Origin of the sequence: Kitasatospora sp. NPDC050543 (genome assembly GCF_044457565.1) — a bacterium.
GTDB lineage: Bacteria > Actinomycetota > Actinomycetes > Streptomycetales > Streptomycetaceae > Kitasatospora.
In genome coordinates, this window is the sequence record NZ_JBITGZ010000044.1 from 16292 (window position 1) to 34843 (window position 18552).

Annotated in this window: 13 protein-coding genes; 4 read left to right on the plus strand and 9 right to left on the minus strand. The window is 74.3% G+C overall.

Annotated elements, in window-relative coordinates; translation table 11 throughout:
• Nucleotides 1–219 precede the first annotated feature (219 nt).
• Nucleotides 220–1632, plus strand: coding sequence for an APC family permease (locus tag ACIBH3_RS32370; RefSeq protein WP_396315679.1), 1413 nt, complete (start codon nucleotides 220–222; stop codon nucleotides 1630–1632).
• Between the two features lie 77 nt (nucleotides 1633–1709).
• Here the strand turns inward: ACIBH3_RS32370 and ACIBH3_RS32375 are convergent, their stop codons facing one another.
• The 6 genes from ACIBH3_RS32375 to ACIBH3_RS32400 all read right to left on the minus strand — a co-directional run bounded on the left by ACIBH3_RS32375 (nucleotide 1710) and on the right by ACIBH3_RS32400 (nucleotide 7855).
• A complete protein-coding gene (locus tag ACIBH3_RS32375) occupies nucleotides 1710–3044 on the minus strand; it encodes a hypothetical protein (RefSeq protein WP_396315680.1) in 1335 nt (444 codons plus the stop codon).
• 218 nt (nucleotides 3045–3262) lie between these two features.
• Nucleotides 3263–3805 (minus strand): SigE family RNA polymerase sigma factor, encoded by a 543-nt coding sequence (locus ACIBH3_RS32380; RefSeq protein WP_396315681.1) that lies wholly within the window; start codon nucleotides 3803–3805, stop codon nucleotides 3263–3265.
• Between the two features lie 75 nt (nucleotides 3806–3880).
• Nucleotides 3881–5146, minus strand: coding sequence for a type VII secretion-associated serine protease mycosin (gene mycP / locus ACIBH3_RS32385; protein ID WP_396315682.1), 1266 nt, complete (start codon nucleotides 5144–5146; stop codon nucleotides 3881–3883).
• Nucleotides 5147–5302: 156 nt separating this feature from the next.
• Nucleotides 5303–5590 carry a WXG100 family type VII secretion target gene (locus ACIBH3_RS32390; protein WP_396315683.1) on the minus strand — a complete coding sequence of 96 codons (288 nt, stop codon included), beginning with the start codon at nucleotides 5588–5590 and terminating at the stop codon, nucleotides 5303–5305.
• Nucleotides 5591–5668: 78 nt separating this feature from the next.
• Entirely contained in the window at nucleotides 5669–5977 is a 309-nt protein-coding gene (locus tag ACIBH3_RS32395) for a WXG100 family type VII secretion target (protein ID WP_396315684.1), read from the minus strand.
• A 183-nt stretch (nucleotides 5978–6160) separates the two neighbouring features.
• On the minus strand, nucleotides 6161–7855 hold the full coding sequence (locus ACIBH3_RS32400) for a type VII secretion protein EccB (protein ID WP_396315685.1): 1695 nt from the start codon (nucleotides 7853–7855) through the stop codon (nucleotides 6161–6163).
• A 238-nt stretch (nucleotides 7856–8093) separates the two neighbouring features.
• Here ACIBH3_RS32400 and eccE point away from each other — a divergent pair, with 238 nt between their 5' ends.
• The 3 genes from eccE to ACIBH3_RS32415 all read left to right on the plus strand — a co-directional run bounded on the left by eccE (nucleotide 8094) and on the right by ACIBH3_RS32415 (nucleotide 12696).
• A complete protein-coding gene (gene eccE, locus ACIBH3_RS32405; protein WP_396315686.1) occupies nucleotides 8094–9497 on the plus strand; it encodes a type VII secretion protein EccE in 1404 nt (467 codons plus the stop codon).
• Entirely contained in the window at nucleotides 9497–10264 is a 768-nt protein-coding gene (locus tag ACIBH3_RS32410; protein WP_396315687.1) for a hypothetical protein, read from the plus strand. The genes eccE and ACIBH3_RS32410 overlap by 1 nt, the downstream gene beginning before the upstream one ends.
• Before the next feature lie 161 nt (nucleotides 10265–10425).
• On the plus strand, nucleotides 10426–12696 hold the full coding sequence (locus ACIBH3_RS32415; protein ID WP_396315688.1) for an AAA family ATPase: 2271 nt from the start codon (nucleotides 10426–10428) through the stop codon (nucleotides 12694–12696).
• Between the two features lie 113 nt (nucleotides 12697–12809).
• Here the strand turns inward: ACIBH3_RS32415 and ACIBH3_RS32420 are convergent, their stop codons facing one another.
• The 3 genes from ACIBH3_RS32420 to truB all read right to left on the minus strand — a co-directional run bounded on the left by ACIBH3_RS32420 (nucleotide 12810) and on the right by truB (nucleotide 18530).
• Nucleotides 12810–13760 (minus strand): bifunctional riboflavin kinase/FAD synthetase, encoded by a 951-nt coding sequence (locus ACIBH3_RS32420; RefSeq protein ID WP_396315689.1) that lies wholly within the window; start codon nucleotides 13758–13760, stop codon nucleotides 12810–12812.
• Nucleotides 13761–13825: 65 nt separating this feature from the next.
• Nucleotides 13826–17401, minus strand: a complete 3576-nt coding sequence (locus ACIBH3_RS32425) for a serine protease (protein WP_396315690.1) — start codon at nucleotides 17399–17401, stop codon at nucleotides 13826–13828.
• A 223-nt stretch (nucleotides 17402–17624) separates the two neighbouring features.
• Nucleotides 17625–18530 carry a tRNA pseudouridine(55) synthase TruB gene (gene truB, locus ACIBH3_RS32430; RefSeq protein ID WP_396315691.1) on the minus strand — a complete coding sequence of 302 codons (906 nt, stop codon included), beginning with the start codon at nucleotides 18528–18530 and terminating at the stop codon, nucleotides 17625–17627.
• Nucleotides 18531–18552: the final 22 nt, after the last annotated feature.

An 18552-nucleotide genomic window follows, 5' to 3' on the forward strand; every position in this document is an offset into this window, starting at 1 on the left:
ACCGGACATACATGACAATTCTCGCCGAGGGTCATGAGATCGCATGTCTATGCGCGTTGATGCAACGGATTCCGAAGCAGATCGGCCGTTGACGCAATCAATACGCACAAGGTTCCATTGCGGCTCGGGAGCGACAGGACCAAAGAGCACGAGCAGACAGCCAGCGGAGGCGATAGCGCTCCCTCCCCCAGGACCCGAACAGAGCCGATCGGAAGCCAGATGACCGACACGCTTAGCCCGCCACTCGCCGCAGCCCCCGACGCGGCGTACGACACCACCGGCGGACACCCGCAGAAGCTCAAGCGCTCGATCGGTGTCGTGGGCGGCACCCTGCTCACGCTCTCCTGTGTGACCCCGGCCTCCACGCTCTTCGTGATCGTGCCCGACCTGTTCGCCAGCCTCGGCAGCGCCACCGCCCTGGCCATCGCCATCGGCGCGGTCCTCTGTATCGCCGTGGCGTTCTGCTACTCGGAGCTGGGCACCCTCGTCCCCAGCGCGGGCGGCGAGTACGCCATGGTCGGCACCCTCGCCGGGCGGCTGGCGGGCTGGCTGGTCTTCGTCCTGTCGCTGATCGTGGTGATGATCGTCCCCTCGGTCATCGCCCTGGGCACCGCCGACTACCTGGCGCCGATCATGCACGTGGACGCACCCGTCGCGGGCGCCGCGGTGATGCTGGCGGCCACCCTGGCCGGCCTGCTCGACCTGCGCGCCAACGCCTGGATCACCGGCATCTTCCTGGTCCTGGAGGTCGTCGCCGCGGGCGTGGTCTCGGTGCTCGGCTTCAGCCACGCCAACGCCGACGCGCCCAGCCTGATCCACGGCGTGGTCGCCGGTGAGAACGGCGCCGCCACCACGGTCGGCATCGGCGCCATCGTCGGCGCGCTGAGCATCGCCCTCTTCATCACCCAGGGCTTCAGCACCGCCGTCTACCTCTCCGAGGAGCTGGAGAACCCGCGCCGCAACGTCTCCCGCACCGTGCTGTGGACGCTCGCCATCTCGGCCGCCGTCATCCTCGTCCCGGTCGCCGCGATCACCGTCGGCGCCCCCGACCTGGCTACCCTGACCGGCGGTGACATCTCCGCCATGGTCACCGCCTGGAGCAACTCCGCGGTCGGCACCTTCGTCAGCCTCTGCGTGGCGCTCGCCATCATCAACGCCGGCATCGTGATGGTCATCCAGAACTCCCGGGTGCTGTTCGCCTCGGCCCGCGACAAGGCCTGGCCCGAGCCGGTCAACAAGGCCTTCTCCACCCTCGGCCGCTTCGGCTCCCCCTGGGTCGCCACCCTCGCCGTGGGCCTGCCGGGCGCCGCGCTCTGCTTCGTCAAGGCCGACCTGCTGACCGAGATCACCGGCGTCGCCGTGACCGGGATGTACCTGCTGGTCGCGATCGCCGCGCTGTTCTCCCGCAAGGGTGCCCGCAAGCACGCCGCCGCCTGGCGGATGCCGCTCTGGCCGGCCGTCCCCGGCGTGCTGATCCTGGTGCTGGCGTACATCATGACCCAGCTCGGCAGCGAGCCGCTGCTGTGGACCGGCGGCATCACCGCCGTGGCCACCCTCTACTGGTTCCTCTACCTGCGTCCCCGCCGGGAGACCCGCTGGGTGATCACCCTGCCGGAGGACGAGCAGGCCTGACCTCCGGGCCGGGCCGGCGGACACGGCGGTGCCCGGGCTTCCCCTCGAAGCCCGGGCACCGCCGTGTTCGCGCCGGGCTACCGCTTCAACTTCCACACCGGGTCGGTCACGATGGCCTGGATCTGCTCGACCGTCAGCACCGGCTTGGCCCGGGTCGCGGGCCTGACCGGGCTGGGGCCGTTGTAGGCGGCCATCACCACGCGCAGCCCGTCGGGCCGCAGGGCGTCCACCGTCCACCGGTCGGCGCCGTTCTTGTCCTTGTCGGTGCTGATGGCGTACATGGTGCCGTCGGCGGTCCTGTTCTTACCGCCCTGGTAGATCTGCTCGATGGTCTGAGCCTTGCCGTCGCCCTTCTTGAACGAGTCGAGATCCCTGCTCCAGTCCTGGACGTTGATCTCCACCATGCTCTTGCCCTTGCCGTCGTTCAGGACGAAGTTGGCGTAACCGTCCTGGCCGCCGGTCTCCGTCTCCGTCAGCCCGGCGGGCAGCAGCTTGGCGACAGCTCCGAGGATGTCCTCCTTGGAGTACTCCTTGCCGGGGCCGGCGGGAGTGGCGGGCCGCGACTGCGGGGCCGGCAGCGCGGCCACCACCTTGTCCCAGGCCTTGTCGCTGACCACGGCACCGAGCTGGGCGGGCGTCAGCGGGGGCGTCGGACGGCTGACCGGCGCGCCCTTCTCCTCGGCCGCGTTCCACTCGGTCAGCTCGACCAGCCGGCCGTCCTTGCCCACCAGGGTGGCGCTCCACGCCTTGGTGTCCGCGCGGCGGTCGGGGTACTCGTACCCCTGGAGCAGGATCAGCTCGGACCCGTCCGCCAGGGTGCTGGTGGTGCAGCTGTCGGCGCCCGTCAGCTTGGCGTCGGGGCAGTCGTGCCCGCCGCGCGCGAGCTCCTCCTCGGTGTGCTTGGAGACGGCCAGCGAGAGGTAGGACTTGCCGTGGCCGTCGTCGAAGACCAGGCCGACGCCGGGCACCCCGCTCGGCCGGTCCGCGCCGCCGGCACTGCCGCGGCTGAAGTCCACGGTCGCCTCGCCCTTCGGGAGCAGCGCCTTGAGGGCGGCCACCATCTCCTCGGCGCTGACGGCGCCCGCGGGGCCCGACGCCGCCGCGGCGACGGTGGCCCCGCCGCCGGTGGCCGGCAGGCCGTTGGAGCCGGACCCCGCGGCCACCGTGACGGTGCCGGCGTCCCCGCCGTGCCCCTGGCCGCTGCTGCCGCCGCTCAGGTAGAACGCGCCGGCACCGGCCAGCGCCAGGGCGCTCGCGCCCGCGGCGACGGCCGCGGCGGAGCGCCGACGCCAGCGGCGGCGGCCGCGAGCGACGCCGCCGGCCAGCAGCGGGGCCTGCTCGGTCCGGAAGCCCTCGGCGGTGCGGGAGATGGCGTAGAGAAGGTCGTCTTCGAACTTGTCGTCTGCGGGCATGCGTGATCACCCTGTCCGTGGTCGCGGGGTCGGTGGAGTGCGCTTCGCCTCGACGCCGGTCGATCCGGCGCGGTTCGCTTCGGCGCGGCTCGGCGGGGTGCCGGGTTCTGCGGAGCGCCGGGTTGTGCGAGGTCCCGGTTGTGCGGAGCGCGAGGTGCTGCGGGTGCCAGGGTCGGCGGTGTGCCAGGGCAGGAGTCGGGGCGGCCGGGTCCCCGGGTTCAGCGGGCGGCCAGCTCGCCGAGCGAGTCGCCCAGTAGCTTGCGCAGCCGGGCCAGCGCCCGGCTGGAGCGGGTCCGGACCGTGCCCGGGCTCAGGCGCAGTACCTCGGCCGTCTCCTCCACGCTGCGGTCCTCCCAGTAGCGCAGCACCAGCACCGCCCGGTCACCGGCCGCCATCCGGCCGAGCGCCTCCAGCAGCGTGAGGCGCAGCGTCGCGTCGGCCTCGCGCGTCTCGCGCTCGGGGACGTCCCCGGTGGGGTATTCGCCGCTGGAGCGCAGCCGGCGACGGGCGAGGAAGGTGCGGACCAGGACGGTGTGCGTGTACGCCCCGGGGTTCTCGATCCGGGCCTTGCCGGGCGTCCAGGCACTGCGGCGCCAGATCACGTACATCCTGGCGAGCGTGTCCTGGACGAGGTCCTCGGCGAGGTGGGTGTCACCGCTGGTCAGCAGGCAGGCGGAGCGGTAGAGCTGGCCCGCGCGAGCGGAGACCAGCTCCAGGAACTCCCCGTCCCTGGATTCTCGTGCCGCACTGACCCGCCCCATCCCCACGCCCCCCGTTTGTCCTCCCTGACATCTATTCGATGCGTCGGGCGGGGCAGGACGTTACAGCCGGATCGGTCAGATCTCCGAACGCCTGCGGCTGTCCCGGATCACGACGGCGCCGCCCGCGAGGAGCGCCACCAGCAGGGCGCCGGAGGCCAGGACGTACGTCGCGGTGCGCCGGTCGCGGTCCGCCTGGGTCTCACCGAGGCCGAGCGGCTGCGGCAGGATGGGCGCCGAGGCCAGCTTGACGGGCGCGTCGGGGACGGCGCTCGCCGCCGTGGGGGCCGGACCGGTCACGGCCTTCAGCGGGTCGACCACTCCCCAGCCGATGTAGGCGTCGTGGTCGAGCTTCACGCGCTGGGCGGTCTGCTCGATCCTGGCCCGGACCTGCGCCGGCTTGAGACCCGGGTAGGCGCTGATGACCAGCGCCGCGACACCCGCCGCGTAGGGGGCGGCGAAGCTGGTGCCGTTGTCCACGCACTGGCCGCCGCCGGGCACGGTGGAGAGCATGTCCACGCCCGGGGCCGCGACCTTGACGAACTCGCCGTACTGCGAGAACAGCGCCCGCTCGTTGTTGCGGTCGGAGGCGCCGACGGACAGCACGGTGTCGAAGGCGGCCGGGTAGGTGTTGCCCTCCTTGCCGTCGTTGCCGGTGGAGGCCACCACGACGACGCCGGCCGCCTCGGCCCGCTCGAGGGCCGCCTGCAACAGCTCGAAGCCCTTGAAGTTGCCGGTCTCGCCACCGCCCCTGACGTCCTGGGAGATGTTGATGACCTGTGCCTTGCGCGAGATCGCGAGGTCGATGGCCTCGATCAGGCTCGTGACGTCGCCGTTGCCCTCGGCGTCGTTCTGGCGGATCGCCAGGATGCGGGCCTTCGGGGCGAGACCCACGAAGCCCGTCGCATCGCTCGCCGAGGCCGCGATGATGCCGGCGACCTTCGTCCCGTGGCCGACGTTGTCGTCGAAGCCGGTGCCGCCGACCGGCTTCCCCTCCTTGTCCTTGAGCAGCGACTTGCCGTCCTCGACCTTGTCGCCCAGCTGCGGGTTGGACTTGTCCACGCCGGTGTCGATCACCGCGACGAGCACGCCCTCGCCGGTGGCCTTCCCGCCCTGGGACTGCCAGACCTGGTCGAGCACGACGCGCTGCAGGGCCCAAGGCGTGCCCGGGACGTTCGGACCGGGCCGGGTGCACTCGCCGGAGGCCGCGATGCTCAGCGGGGACCAGCGCACGATGGGCGAGGGCGGGTCGGACTCGGCGTGGGCGGGTGTCACGGCGAGCGTGCCGACCACCGTGAGCGCGGCCAGCGCGGCGCTCGTCCTCCGGTACCAAGCCACAGACACCCTGCCACCCCTCATGCTTTCCACCCGTGTCCCAGCGGGAGCTGTTCCGGCCGGGCCGGAGGGCGCGGCTCCCGTGCGCGCCAGAGGCGGGCGCCCTGTCGGACGCCCGCCCCGTACAGCGGAGTTGGGCCTACCCCCTACGGGGTGGGCACCGAATCAGCCCCAGATGGCCTTGTTCTTGTTCTCGGTGCTCTGGTAGCTGCTCGCGGCCTCTTCGAGCGAGTGCGCGATCTGGCCGAGGACCTGCTGGAGGTCGGCGGCCTTGGAGTCCCACTTGGCCTGGTGGGCCTGGTAGCCCTCCTGGGCGACACCCTGCCAGCTGGCGGCGATCTTGGTGACGCCGGCCTTCAGCTCGTCGAGCTGGGCCTGGATGGTGGCCGCGACCTGGCGCACCTCGGAGCCGGCGCCCGAGACGGTGGCGAAGCTAACGAGAATTTCGGACATGCTGTCTCCTAGTCAAGGAATCGAGGCGGCCCCTCAGGGGGCCTGCGTGCGAGTAGCGGATGCGCTTCGGACGGGCGCTCAGAGCGCGCCGGCGATCCCGCTGATCGCGGACTGCTGCGCAGCCTCGGTTGCGGAGTAGGCCTTGGTGGTGGCCTCGATCGCGTGCTGGATGGCCTGAAGCGCCTCGTTCAGCCCGCGAGCATCCTCGTTGAACCGGTTCTGAAGGTTCTGGTAGGCCGTAGCGGCCTGGCCCTTCCAGCCGGAAGCGATCGAGCTGACCAGGGAGTCGAGCTTCTTGAGCTCGCCCTGCACCTGGTTGCTGACCTCCTCCATGTGCTTGGCGAAAGCCACCATCTCTTCAGCGGTCGTCGTGAACTGACCAGCCATGATCTACCGTCCCCCATGAGACAGACAATGTTGTCCGGGCGACCTCATGCACGGCCCCCCGTGGACACCACGGTTCGTGATGTCTTCCAGCACTGTAGTAGGCGAGCGCACGTCACCCAACACCGGGAGCCCGGTAGTTACCGGATGATGACACCGGCGCTACATCTGTTACCTGACCGACGATCAGGACGTGCGCTCCTGAGCTGCGCTCTTGGTGTTGAGCACCGAACCGGGCGTCACCAGGTCGGACCACTCGCGCGGTACCAGGGTGGGCCGGATGTCCTTGTAGCCGAGCCTCGCCTGCGCTCCGCCGATCTCCGGCTGCCCGCCCTGCCCGCCCTGCGGGGCCGCCGACGGGGCTGCCTGGGTGGGCTGCTGGGAGGGCTGGGTCTTGCCGTCCTTGCCCTTCCCGCCGTCGTCGTTGGACGGTACGGAGTAGCGCAGCCCGGTCTCGGTGATCAGGAAGTCGCTGCCGGAGCCGCCCACCGCCGCGTCCATCGCGCGGTAGAACAGGCCATAACCTGCCGTCACGTGCGCGGTGCCGGAGCCGACACCGAACTGCGCCGGGTACTCGGACCAAGCCCAGATGCTGCGCTTGACGGTCTTGCCGTCCGCGTCCATGCCGTCGAAGGTGCTGCAGACCACGTTGCGCGGACCCTTGGGCGCACCCAGGTCGTTGACCTGCTTGCTGGGCTGCTCCTTCGGCCAGTCGGTCGGCAGGTTCAGCTTGTTCTCCTCGACCGTCCCCCGGCCGTACTTGGACTGCTCGGCCGGGCTCAGATCGGTGAGCGTCGGGTTGCCCTTGTACAGAGGACCGATGGCGGGGTTGCGGCGGATCAGCTCGGCCTGGAACGGCGTGATCGCGATCAGTTCGTCGGCCCCGACGACGAAGTACTTGTCGTCCGACTTGAGCACCCGGCCCACCCTGCGGTCCTCCGGGTTCGCGAGCTGGACGCTGGAGTTCGGCGCGGTGGCCTTCGGGTCGAAGCCCTTGCCCAGGTTTGGGAAGGAGATCGGCTTGCTACTGGTCGGCAGCGTCTTCAGCCACTCCTTGCTCACCTTCTGCGGCTTGGCCCCCGTCCCGAACAGCGCGTTGGCCAGGTCGGTCTTGGTGTCGATCGAGTCCTGGGTGTCACCGACCGGGTACTTCACCCCACGCGCGTCCACCAGGTAGAGGTTCACCGTGCTCTGGTTGCCCTTCGGCGGCTGCGTGCTCTGGCCGGGCTGGCCGGTGCCGCCCTGCTGACTCGTGATCTGCTGTCCGTCGCTCTCCTGCACGAAGAGCGTCTGGCCGATGTCCAGCATCCGGTCCTTGGCCGCGAGGTTCTTGGCCTCGGCGCCCGCCGCGACGAACACCGCCTCGCTGACCGTGTCCCCCTTGGTGTCCGCACCCGGGCGGTCACAGACCGACCACTTCATCGGCTGGCTGGCCTTGGCGGGGGCCGGCAACTTGTCCGGCGCGTACGGGATGCCGATGATCGGGCCGTGGTTCTTGTACGCGTCCAGCACGTCGTCCGACACCACGACGACCTTGGCGTCCACCGGCAGTACCAGCCGGGCCGAGGACATGTTCAGCACCTGGTGCAGCCGCTTGGTCTTGCCGTCCGGGTCCGTCAGCACCACGTACCGGGTGGTGGACTTCTTGCCCTGGATGATGTTCTTGCCGCTGTCCCAGCCCACCGGCGCACTGGGGCTCATGACGCCCCAGAGGCCGAATCCGCCGCAGATCAGGGCCCCCACCACGATGCTCGGCATCACCGCCTTGAACGGCCGCGGCGCGTCCTCGTCGCTGCCGCCGCCACTGGGCAGCAGGAAGGCGCCTACCGTGCGCTTGCGCGCGAAGGTGTAGGCGTTCAGCTCGTCCCGGCGTGATGCCATGCTCTCGTCGTCTCCCCTGTATGACCGACATGTGCTGTGTGAACCGCCCGGCCGCGGTGTGACCGGCAGTCATGGTGCGCCCCCGGAAGGCCCGGACCGTCCGCAGTCTGCCACCCGCCGGGCGAGGACCACGGCGAACCATCTACGATGCGGCAGCAGACGGTGAGTACGGTACGGGTACGGTTCGCGGACCGGCCAACCGGGCCGCGATATCTGATCAGAGAGGGCCACTCGGGGGATGCCAAGCCAGACCGCTCCAGGGCGACGCAGTACATCGCACGGCACGGGCCCGACCCGCGGCAGCCGCCGGGGCGGACGCGCCGGAGGGCAGCCCGAACCGGGCCGCGCCACCGGCGCCGGCGCGCCCAGCGCGCCCGTACCCGTCCGGGTCCACCCCCGGCCCGGCCTGCTCGGCGGCCGGCTGAAGCTCCAGCAACTGGTGCTGATCGAGGTCGCCGTGGCGCTGGTCGCGGTCGGCTGGACCATCAGCAAGCCGGTCGCCGGCGCCTTCGCGGTGCCCGCCGTGGTGCTCGTCGCGATCGCCCTGATCCCGCTGCGCGGGCGGACCATCCCCGAGGCCCTGCGGGTGCGCGCGGCCCTCAAGGCCCGCCGCCGCAACGCCCAGGCCAATGTCCCGCCGGCCGGCACCGACCCGGGCCTGGCGCCCGCGCTGGAGCTGGAGCCCGCGCTGCGTACCTGCACGCACGCCAGCGAGACCGACATCGGCGGCCGCGCGATGCGTCGCGAGACCGGCATGGTGGGTGACGGCACCTTCCTCAGCTCGGTGCTGCTCGTCCAGGCAAAGGACCAGCCGCTGCGCCCGGCGCGCACCGCCCTGCCGCTGCCGCTGGACGTCATCTGCTCGGCCCTCCAGGTGGACGACATCGCCCTGGAGTCGGTGCAGTTGGTGCAGCACACCCAGCCCGCGCCGGCCCCGCACCTGCCCGACCAGTCGCTCGCCGCCCGCGCCTACCAGGAGCTCGCGGACGGCGTGGCCACGCCCGGTCTGCGGCTGACCTGGGTCGCGCTGAAGCTCGACCCGGAGCGCGCCGCGACCGCCGTGCTCGCCCGCGGCGGCGGCGAGGAGGGCGCCCGCAAGGCGCTCCAGCGGGTCACCGACCAGTTGGCCGGTCGGCTCAACGGCGCCGGCTTCACCGCCACCGCGCTGGACGAACGCGAGCTGATCGCCGCGCTCGCCATCTCCGCCTGCGCCAACCCGATCGCCGTGGCGGGCCGTCAGGGCACCGGCGGTGGCGGCGGCAGCAACCGCCGTACGCAGGAGAGCACCAAGTTCTGGCGGATCGACGACCGCTGGCACAGCACGTACTGGATCTCCAAGTGGCCGCAGCTCACCCGCCCCGGTGGCACCCCGGGCCGGATCGCCGCGCCCGACCTGGTCAACCTGGTCACCGGAACCCCGGCGCTCGCCAGCACCTTCAGCCTGACGGCCGGCCGGGGCACCGGCGGCTCGGTGGCGATCAGCGGACACGTCCGGGTGACCGGCCGGAGCGAGAGCGAGGTCGCCCAGGTCGGGCGGCTGGTGGAGGCCCGCGCACAGAGCGCCGGCCTGGGCCTGTCCCGGCTCGACCTGGAGCAGGCACCCGGCCTGCTCGCCACGCTGCCCCTGGGAGGGACTTCCTGATGGCCTATCAGACCTACCCCGCCCCCGCTCCGCAGTCCGGCGCCGAGCAGACCCGCACCAGGCCCCGGCTGCTGCCCGGCTTCGGGCTGCGCGGGCCCAAGCGCGAGAAGCACGTACTGACCACCGAGGACCTCGGCGCGATGGCGTTCCCCGTCGGCGACGACGGTGTGGTCATCGGCGCCGACCCCCAGCAGCAGCCCGCCGTGCTCGGCCTGTTCCGGCCCACCGCCTACGACCTCGTCCTGGTCGGCGGCGTCTGGACGGCCCAGATCATCGCGCTCCGGGCCGCCGCGACCGGCGCCCGCATCGCGGTGGAGAGCGGCCGTCCGCAGATCTGGGCCCCGATGGCGCAGGCCGCCGGCGGCGGCCAGCCCTGCGTGACGGTCCACCAGGTCGGCCGGCTCGGCCCGCAGGGCGCCTCGGTGGCCTCGCCCGTCCTGGTCGTCCGCGACCTCGGCGCCCGCCCGCCGCGCAGCCGGCTCTCGGCCGCCCCCTGGCAGACCACCCTGACGCTGCTCCCCTACCTCGGCCCGAACGCCGCCCGGGTGCTCAACGCGGCCGACCTGGTCGGCATCCAGCGGATCTCCCCGCAGGAGGCCGAACTCGTCGGACGGGTGCTCTCGCTCGGCGACCAGGACGTGACCTCGCTGCCCACGCTCGGGGAGGACATCACGCTCTGGGCGACCCGGGTGCGGCGGCAGTACGTCAGGACGGTTCCCGGCCAGGCGGAACAGCAGGTCCTTGGCGGCCCCCGCCGGATGGACTGACCGACGCGGCGCTGGCGCGTCGGACCGGCCCGGTGTTCACCCCGAAGAGGGGTGGGCACCGGAGAAGATGAGACTCCGCCTTCAACGGGCGGCGAATCACGTCCTAGTCTTGATGCGCAACGGCACCGCGAACAGCGGCGGCGAATACGAGGGAGCCCAAGTTGAGCAGCGATCGGGACGGCGTCTACGTCGGCGACAACGCGGCGGAGGACGACGACGACTGGTCCGACGCCCCCGACTACACTCCCCCGTCCTGGTACACCCAGACCGAGACGGGCACCGCGGCCGCGCCTTCGCCGGACGGCGCAGGGGCGCACGCGCAGCAGCCGCAGGCCTACCAGCAGGCGCCGGCTCCGGTCCAGGTACCCGCGCAGGCCCCGGCTCCGGTCGCCGCCGCGCCGGTGGCACCCACGGCGGCGGCGCCCCCGGCCGAGCCGGTGCCGGCGCCCGGCGCGGTGCCACCGCAGGCCGCCGCCCCGGTGGCCGCGCCGCCCGCCGCGCCCGTTCAGTCCGCCCCCGCGCCGGCGCCCGCTCCCGCGCCCGTCGCCCCGGTGGAGCACGCGGCGCCGCTCGCGCCGCAGGCCATGCCGATGCCGGAGGCCGCCCAGGCGCCGCCCGTCCAGGCCGCCCCCGTCCAGGCCCAGCAGCAGCCGGCCCAGGCGCCGGCACCCGCGCCGGGGCAGCAGTGGGCGCCCGCCGAGGCCGCGCCGTACCAGGGCGACCCTGCGCAGGCCGCCGCCGCACAGCCGTACCCGGGGCAGCAGCAGGCCCAGGCCGTGCCGTACCCGGGCCAGCCCCAGCCGGGGCAGCCGCAGTACCAGGTCCCGCCGCAGCAGGCGCAGCCGCCGCTCCAGCAGCAGCCGTACCCGCCGCAGGCCCAGCAGGCCCAGCAGCAGGCCCAGCAGCAGCCCGGCCAGTGGGCCCCGCAGCAGCAGCCCGCCCAGGCGCCGGCCCCCGCGCCCGGCCAGCCGGTCGACCCGCGCCAGGGCGGCTGGCCACAGCCCGCCGCCTACCAGCAGCCCCCGCAGCAGCAGGGCGGATTCCCGCAGCAGGCCGTCCCGCAGGCCCCGGCGGCCTTCCAGCCGGCCGCGTCCCCGCAGCAGGTCGCGCACGGCGCGCCGCTCGGCTACACGGCCGCCGTCGAGCTGTCCTCGGACCGGCTGCTGCGCAGCCAGCCGAAGCAGCAGCGGCAGAAGCCCCGCTTCGAGTTCGGCGGCAAGGCGGCGGCCGCCGAGCGCGCCCGCAGGCTGGAGATCATCCGTACCCCGGTGATGAGCTGCTACCGGATCGCCGTGATCAGCCTCAAGGGCGGCGTCGGCAAGACCACGACCACCACCTCGCTCGGGGCCACCCTGGCCAGTGAGCGCCAGGACAAGGTGATCGCGATCGACGCCAACCCGGACGCGGGCACGCTCGGGCGCCGGGTGAAGCGCCAGACCGGCGCGACCATCCGCGACCTGGTGACGGCCATCCCGCACCTGCGCAGCTACATGGACATCCGTCAGTTCACCTCGCAGGACCTGCACTCGGGCCTGGAGATCCTGGCGAACGACGTCGACCCGGCGGTCTCGACCACCTTCAACGACTCGGACTACCGCCAGGTCATCGACGTCCTCGGCCGGCAGTACCCGATCATCCTGACCGACTCGGGCACCGGCCTGCTGTACAGCGCAATGCGCGGTGTGCTGGACCTCGCCGACCAGCTGATCATCGTCTCCACCCCCAGCGTGGACGGCGCCAGCAGCGCCTCCACCACGCTGGACTGGCTCTCCGCGCACGGCTACGCGGACCTGGTGCAGCGCTCCATCACGGTGGTCTCCGGGGTGCGCGAGACCAGCAAGATGATCAAGGTCGAGGACATCGTCGCGCACTTCCAGACCCGCTGCCGCGGCGTCGTCGTGGTGCCCTTCGACGAGAGCCTGGCCGCCGGCGCCGAGGTCAACCTCGAAATGATGCGCCCCAAGGTCCGCGAGGCCTACTTCGAGCTGGCCACCCTGGTCGGCGAGGACATCATCCGGGCCCAGCAGAGTGCCGCCCAGCAGAGCGGCTGGCAGCAGCAGCCCCCCGCCGCGCAGTACCCGGGCCAGCCCCAGCCGGGGCAGCCGGGCGAGTGGGCGGGCCAGCCCCAGCAGCCGTACGCGCAGCCCGGCCAAGGCGGCTACCCGCCGCAGCAGCCGGGCCAGCCCGCCCCGGGTGCGCCCTGGGCCCCGCAGCCGGGCCAGGCACCGCCGCCCCCGGCCGGGTACGGCTACCCGCAGCAGCAGGCCGCCCCGGGCGCCCAGCCGCTGCCGCAGGAGTGGATGCAGCAGCAGCAACAGCCCCCGCAGCAGGGCGGCTACGGCTACCCGCCGGCGCCGCCGGAGGGCCAGCAGCCCCCGCCGGCCGGCTACGGCTACCCCCCGCCCGCCCCGCCCCAGCAGCCGCAGCAGTAGCAAGTAGCGGAAGGGCCCGCCGACATCGCTGTCGGCGGGCCCTTCCGCTGTGGTGTCCTCGTGCCCGGGTGCCCGGGGAGGCCGGCCGGGCCGGCCTCCCCGCGCCCGCGCCGTCAGCCGGCGGCGACGTCGGTCAGCTCGCGGGCCTGCTTGACGTCATCCGCCATCCGCTCCAGCAGTGCCTCGATCGAGTCGAACTTCTCCATGCCGCGCAGGTACGTGAGGAAGTCGACCGCGACGTGCATCCCGTACAGGTCCAGGCCCACCCGGTCGATGGCGTACGCCTCCACCGTGCGGGTGGTGCCGTCGAAGGTCGGGTTGGTGCCCACCGAGATCGCCGCGGGCATCAGTTCACCGCCCGCGGTCAACCAGCCCGCGTACACCCCGTCCGCCGGGATCGCGCTGTGCGGGACGGTCTCCACGTTGGCGGTCGGGTAGCCGAGCTCCCGTCCGCGCTGTGCGCCGCGCACCACCACGCCCTCCACCCGGTGCGGACGGCCCAGCACCTCGGCCGCGCCCGTCAGGTCACCGGCCGCGACCAGCCGACGGGCCAGGCTGGAGGAGAACGGCTCGCCGTCGCCCGCCGACCCGCGCACCTGGAGGTCCAGCACCTCGACCTCGAAGTCCGCGGACCGGCCCAACTCGGCCAGCAGCGCGACGTTGCCGGCCGCCCGGTGGCCGAAGCGGAAGTTGGGGCCCTCGATGACCAGCCGCGCGTGCAGCGCGTCCACCAGGACCTGCTGCACGAAGAACTCGGGCGACTCCTGGGAGAACTCCAGCGTGAACGGCAGCACCAGCACCGCGTCCACCCCCAGCGCCTCGATCAGCTCCGCGCGCCGCGGCTGCGGGGCGAGCAGCGGCGGGTGGCTGCCCGGGCGGACGACCTCGCTCGGGTGCGGGTCGAAGGTGACCACGACCGCCTTGGCGCCGAGCTCCCGGGCCCGCGCCACCGCCCGGTTGATGATCAGCTGATGCCCGCGGTGCACCCCGTCGAACGAACCGATGGTGACGACGCTGCGTCCCCAGTCGCCGGGAATCTCCTCCAGGCCACGCCAGCGCTGCACCCTGACCGCTCCTTGTTCCGTACGACGCGTACCCTCAGCACGCTCAAAGGCTCAAACCTGAACCCCTATAGCGTGCCATGCGCCCGGCCCTGCTCCGGCACCGGAATCCCAGCTGCGGCCCGGGCGGGCCCGCGGGCCGGGCGGCGGGCCCGCGCCGCGGCCTCCTGCGGGTCGCGCCCGGCCACCACCAGACCCCGCATCCGCGCCACCAGCGGGCCGCCGGGGGCCGGCAGCCCGGCGTCCGGCGGCCACCACGCGAGCAGCTCGGCGAACGCCGCCGAACGCCCGGCGCAGCGCAGCAGCTCCTCGTCCGCCGTGGCCAGCACGGCGCCGACCCGGGCCACCACCGCCCGCAGCCAGCCGCTCTCGTGCCGCTCGGCGTCGTCTGCGAGCCGCTCCAGAACGGCCGTCAGCACCAGCGGATCGCGCTCGGCCGCCAGTAGCGACTCCAGCAGCTCCCGGCGCAGCGCCTGCCCCGGCGTGGCCAGCACCCGCGCGAACGCCCGTCGCACGACGGCCGAGCCGCGGGCCGGCTCGCCCTCCAGCAGCGTCCGCAGCTCGGCGCGGGTGCCCGCGGCGGGCGGCTCACGCTCCAGCCGGCGCTCCAGGTACTCGGCGGCGATCAGCGCGGCGAGCTCCGGACGCTCCCTCAGCAGCCGCCCGACCAGCACCACGCCCCGCCGGCAGGCCGCGGGCGCCACTGCCCCCGCCAGCACCCGCAGCACCTGGGCGACCTCCGCTCCCGGCCCGGCCGGCCGCTGCCCGAGCGCCGCCAGCACCGGCTCCGGATCACTCTCCAGCGCCGGGGCCAGCACCGCCGCCGTGACGAAGGGGTCCGCGCGCCCGTAGGCCGCCAGTGCGTCGGGCAGGTACCGGCCGCGGGTCTCCCGGTCGAGCACCAGCAGCGCGAGCGCGGCGCCGTGCAGCGCCGGCTCGTCCTCCCTGGCGAGCAGCGCCTGTGCGGTGAACCTGAGCAGCGCCGGGCCCTGCCCCCGCGCGTGCGGAGCCGCGTGCTGCGCGTGCACCGCGGCGGCGACATGGCGCTCGGGGCGGGGGTCGTGGCTCCAGCGGTCGACCGCCCGGCACAGGGCCGAGGGCTCCTCGGCGGCCAGCAGGCCGAGCAGCGCGTCGGCCCGCGGGTGCGCGGCGTCGGCCAGGCACTCCGTCAGATCGTCCAGGGCGAGCGCGCGATGGGCGTACAGCAGGTCGTGGGCGAGGTCCGCGACACTGCGGCCGGGGAGGGCGGGCAGGCTCCGCGAGTCGGCGAGCCAGGCGCAGAGCAGCGGCAGGACGCCGGGCGCGTCCACGCGCAGGCGGCCGGCCACCGCGCCGAGGAACGGCTGCCCGGGCCCGTCGGCGCGGGCCAGCCGGCGCAGCAGGTCCAGTTCCAGCGCCGGCGGCAGCCCGAGTTCCGTCCAGAACCCGGGCCCGAACCCGGCGAAGCCCGCCTCGCCGCCCGGGCCGAACCCGCCGGTCACGCCCGCCCGCTCGGCGATCCGCTCGGCCAGCTGCTCCAGCAGCGCCCGGTGCTCCGCCGGATCCGGGCTCGCGGCGAGCCCCGCCGCCAGCAGCCGCCCGGCCCACCAGGCCGGCTCACTCCCGGCGGGCCTGAGGTCCAGCGCCCGCCAGATCCGGTGCAGCCACGGGTCGAGCGCGGGCGCGCCCCAGGTCCGGCCCAGCCGGCGCAACGCGGCCACCACCGGACCGATCCGGTGCCGCGCCACACCGGCCGTGGCAGCGCCCGGCGTGGCAGCGGGCCGGCGGGCCGCCTCCGGGCCCGCGCCGGGCCACCAGGCGGGGCAGGCGTCCTGCTCCTCCGCGAGCAGCAGCCGCAGCGCCTCGTCCAGGTCCAGGTGCAGGCCCTGCCACCAGTCGGCCGACTCCTGGTGCGCCGGCCGGTACCCGGCCCCGGCCGGGACGAACAGCCGCTCCGCCAGCACCGCGGCAGCCCAGCCCCCGGCCACCGGGAAGAGCTCCTCGAAGTCGGCCCGGGCCAGCCCGCCCTCGCCCGGCCCCAGCGTCCGCCGCGCCGCCTCGTGCAGCCGCCCCGCGACGGCCGCCGCCAGCCGCCGCACCCGGCCGTGGTCGGCGCCCGGCCCGCGCTGCCCGCCCCGGCGGTGCGCCCCCGGCCGGCGCGGCTGCTCACCCTGCGCGATCCGCTGGGCGACCCGCAGGCAGCCCAGGTCGAGCCGGGCCTCGAACAGCTCGGCCCGGCCGGGCGCACCACCCCGTACGCCCTCCGCCCACAGCTCCCCGGCCAGCCGCAGCGCCAGCGGGTGGCGGGCGTCGGCGGGGGCGAGCCAGCCGACCGGCAGGCCGTAGCGGCGCCGGGCCCGGTCGGCGGCCTCCTCCGGCAGCGGTCCGAGCCGGTGCACCACGGGCTGCTCCGGGGCCGTACCGCCGGCCGACGACGCGGGCGCCGGCGCGGCGGCGAGCTGGGCGGCCAGCTGCTCCCAGAGCTCGGGGCCGCAGGCCGTCAGCAGCCGCGCCCCGCACTCCTGGAGCCACTGGACGCTTGCCGGCAGCCAGGCCCCGCCCGCAGCCAGGGGCGCCTCCTCGGGGCCGTCCAGGACCACCAGCAGCGGCCGCTGCCCGGCCGCGCAGAGCCGGGCGGCCGGCGCGGCCTGCGGTTCGGGCCCGGTGGGCGGCAGCTGACCGGCCAGCAGGCCGGCGGCGTGCTCCAGGGCCCGCCCGACGGCGTCCGCCAGCGAGCGGTCGGCCGGCCGCAGGTCCGCGCCGCGCAGCCAGAGCGTCGGCAGCGGCCGGGGCCCACCCGCCCGCCGGACGGCCAGCGCGGCCAGCTCGGTGCTGCGGCCGCTGCCGGGCGCCCCGACCAGCGCGGTGACCAGGGCCTGCGGCTCCTCCCCGGTCAGGCCGTCCGGCCGGTCGACCCGGTCGGCCGCCAGGTCGGCGATCCGCCCGGGGCCGGCGCCGGCCGCGCCCAGCTGGGCGGAGGCCAGCTGCAGTACGCCCCCGAGGTTGAGCGCCCGCCCGTGGCCGGGGACACCCGCCGCGTTGCGTCCCAGCAGCTGCGCGAGGACGGGCGAGCCGCCGCCCGCCGCCGCGAGCCAGGGCGCCACCGCCACCGCCCCGGCCCGCTGCGGGCTGCGCAGCCCGGGCGCCAGGACACCCAGCACCGCGCCGTTCTCGGCGTCCAGCACCGGCGTGCCCGGGGTGAGCGACGCATGGGGCAGCGGCAGATCGAGCAGCAGGACGCCCTCCACCAGGTGGAAGCCGTCCTCCCAGGAGTACAGCCCGGTGCCCGTGCCGAGCAGGGCGCCGCCCAGCAGGACCGGCCGCTCCTGGTCGTCGCCGGGCAGCTGCGGCAGCAGGACGGGCCGCCCGGTGGCGGGCGCGGCGATCGACAGCGCGGGTACCGGCAGCCCGCCGACGCCGTCGGTGCGCAGCAGGGCGAGGCCCTGCTCCGGCAGTGGGTGCACGCTGTCCGGACCCAGCACCCGGGTCTGGCCGCCGGGTGTGTGCAACACCAGCCGTTCGAGCCCGGCCACCGTCTCGTGTGCGGTGAGCACCGTGCCCTGCGGGTCGGCCAGGAAGCCGAGCCCGCGCAGTCGGCCGTCCAGTGCGCGGATCCGCAGCAGCGCGCGGCCGTGTTCCGCCGCGCCCTCCGGGCCACCCGCCATCGCGCCGCCTTCCCCGCAGGGCCGGGCGGGCCCCGGAGGGGCCGCTCACGGCCGCCGTGCCAGCCGCCCGGGAGCCTGCCCGCCGCTGCGCCCGCACGACCCCTCCCGCGCCGCTCACCACCGTCCTTCACCTCGCGCGCTCGCTCGTGCGGGTGAGAGTGGCCCCGGACAGGTGTGAGCCCCCGCCGATCGACGGGGGCTCACAGTGCGGGCAGCGGGCGGGCTAGCCGACGAACACGGCGACCGGCTTGGCCTTGCCGTCCTTCTCCTCGACCAGCGCGAGGAAGCGGTCCTCGGGGCCGAAGACCGCGATCGGCCCGTCCACCCCGAGCCCGGGGGCCTTCAGCCGCATGCCGTTGGAGAGCAGCTTGGCCTGCTCGGCGTCGATGTCCCAGCGCGGGAAGGCGGCCGTGGCGGCATCACCGATCGGCAGCACCTCCAGCTGCTCCTCCAGCTGCTCCAGCGTCCGCGCCGACTCGACCCCGTACGGGCCGACCCTGGTGCGGCGCAGCGCGGTGAGGTGGCCGCCGACGCCGAGCCCGGCGCCGAGGTCCCTGGCCAGCGCCCGGATGTAGGTACCGGAGGAGCACTCCACGGTGACGTCCAGGTCGATGACGGGCGTGCCGTCCTCGGCGACGGCGGTGCGCCGGTCCTGGACGGTGAAGGAGTACACGGTGGTGGAACGGGCCGGGATGTCGAAGTCCTCGCCCTCGCGCACCCGGGTGTAGGAGCGCTTCCCGTCGATCTTGATGGCGCTGACCTTGGACGGCACCTGCATGATCTCGCCGGTCAGCCGGGCGATCCCGGCGTCGATGGCCTCCCTGGTCACCTCGGCCGCCGAGGCCGAGGAGGTGACCTCGCCCTCCCGGTCGTCGGTGACGGTGTCCTGGCCGAGCCTGATGGTCGCCTCGTACGTCTTGGCGGTGAGCATCAGGTGCCCGAGCAGCCTGGTGGCCCGCTCGACGCCGATCACCAGGACGCCGGTGGCCATCGGGTCCAGCGTCCCCGCGTGCCCGACCTTGCGTGTGCCGGCCAGCCACCGCATCTTGGCCACCACCCCGTGCGAGGTGATGCCCTCCGGCTTGTCGACGATGACCAGGCCGTCGGGGCCGGTTCCCTTGCGCTTCATCGGTTCATTTCTCTGAGAATGA

What these genes read in the sequence shown, in the direction of transcription:
- ACIBH3_RS32400 (WP_396315685.1), bottom strand. Translation starts at nt 7,855, where the DNA reads ATGGCATCACGCCGGGACGAGCTGAACGCCTACACCTTCGCGCGCAAG.
- ACIBH3_RS32375 (WP_396315680.1), bottom strand. Translation starts at nt 3,044, where the DNA reads ATGCCCGCAGACGACAAGTTCGAAGACGACCTTCTCTACGCCATCTCC.
- eccE (WP_396315686.1), top strand. Translation starts at nt 8,094, where the DNA reads ATGCCAAGCCAGACCGCTCCAGGGCGACGCAGTACATCGCACGGCACG.
- ACIBH3_RS32425 (WP_396315690.1), bottom strand. Translation starts at nt 17,401, where the DNA reads ATGGCGGGTGGCCCGGAGGGCGCGGCGGAACACGGCCGCGCGCTGCTG.
- ACIBH3_RS32390 (WP_396315683.1), bottom strand. Translation starts at nt 5,590, where the DNA reads ATGTCCGAAATTCTCGTTAGCTTCGCCACCGTCTCGGGCGCCGGCTCC.
- ACIBH3_RS32370 (WP_396315679.1), top strand. Translation starts at nt 220, where the DNA reads ATGACCGACACGCTTAGCCCGCCACTCGCCGCAGCCCCCGACGCGGCG.
- truB (WP_396315691.1), bottom strand. Translation starts at nt 18,530, where the DNA reads ATGAAGCGCAAGGGAACCGGCCCCGACGGCCTGGTCATCGTCGACAAG.
- ACIBH3_RS32380 (WP_396315681.1), bottom strand. Translation starts at nt 3,805, where the DNA reads ATGGGGCGGGTCAGTGCGGCACGAGAATCCAGGGACGGGGAGTTCCTG.
- ACIBH3_RS32395 (WP_396315684.1), bottom strand. Translation starts at nt 5,977, where the DNA reads ATGGCTGGTCAGTTCACGACGACCGCTGAAGAGATGGTGGCTTTCGCC.
- ACIBH3_RS32410 (WP_396315687.1), top strand. Translation starts at nt 9,497, where the DNA reads ATGGCCTATCAGACCTACCCCGCCCCCGCTCCGCAGTCCGGCGCCGAG.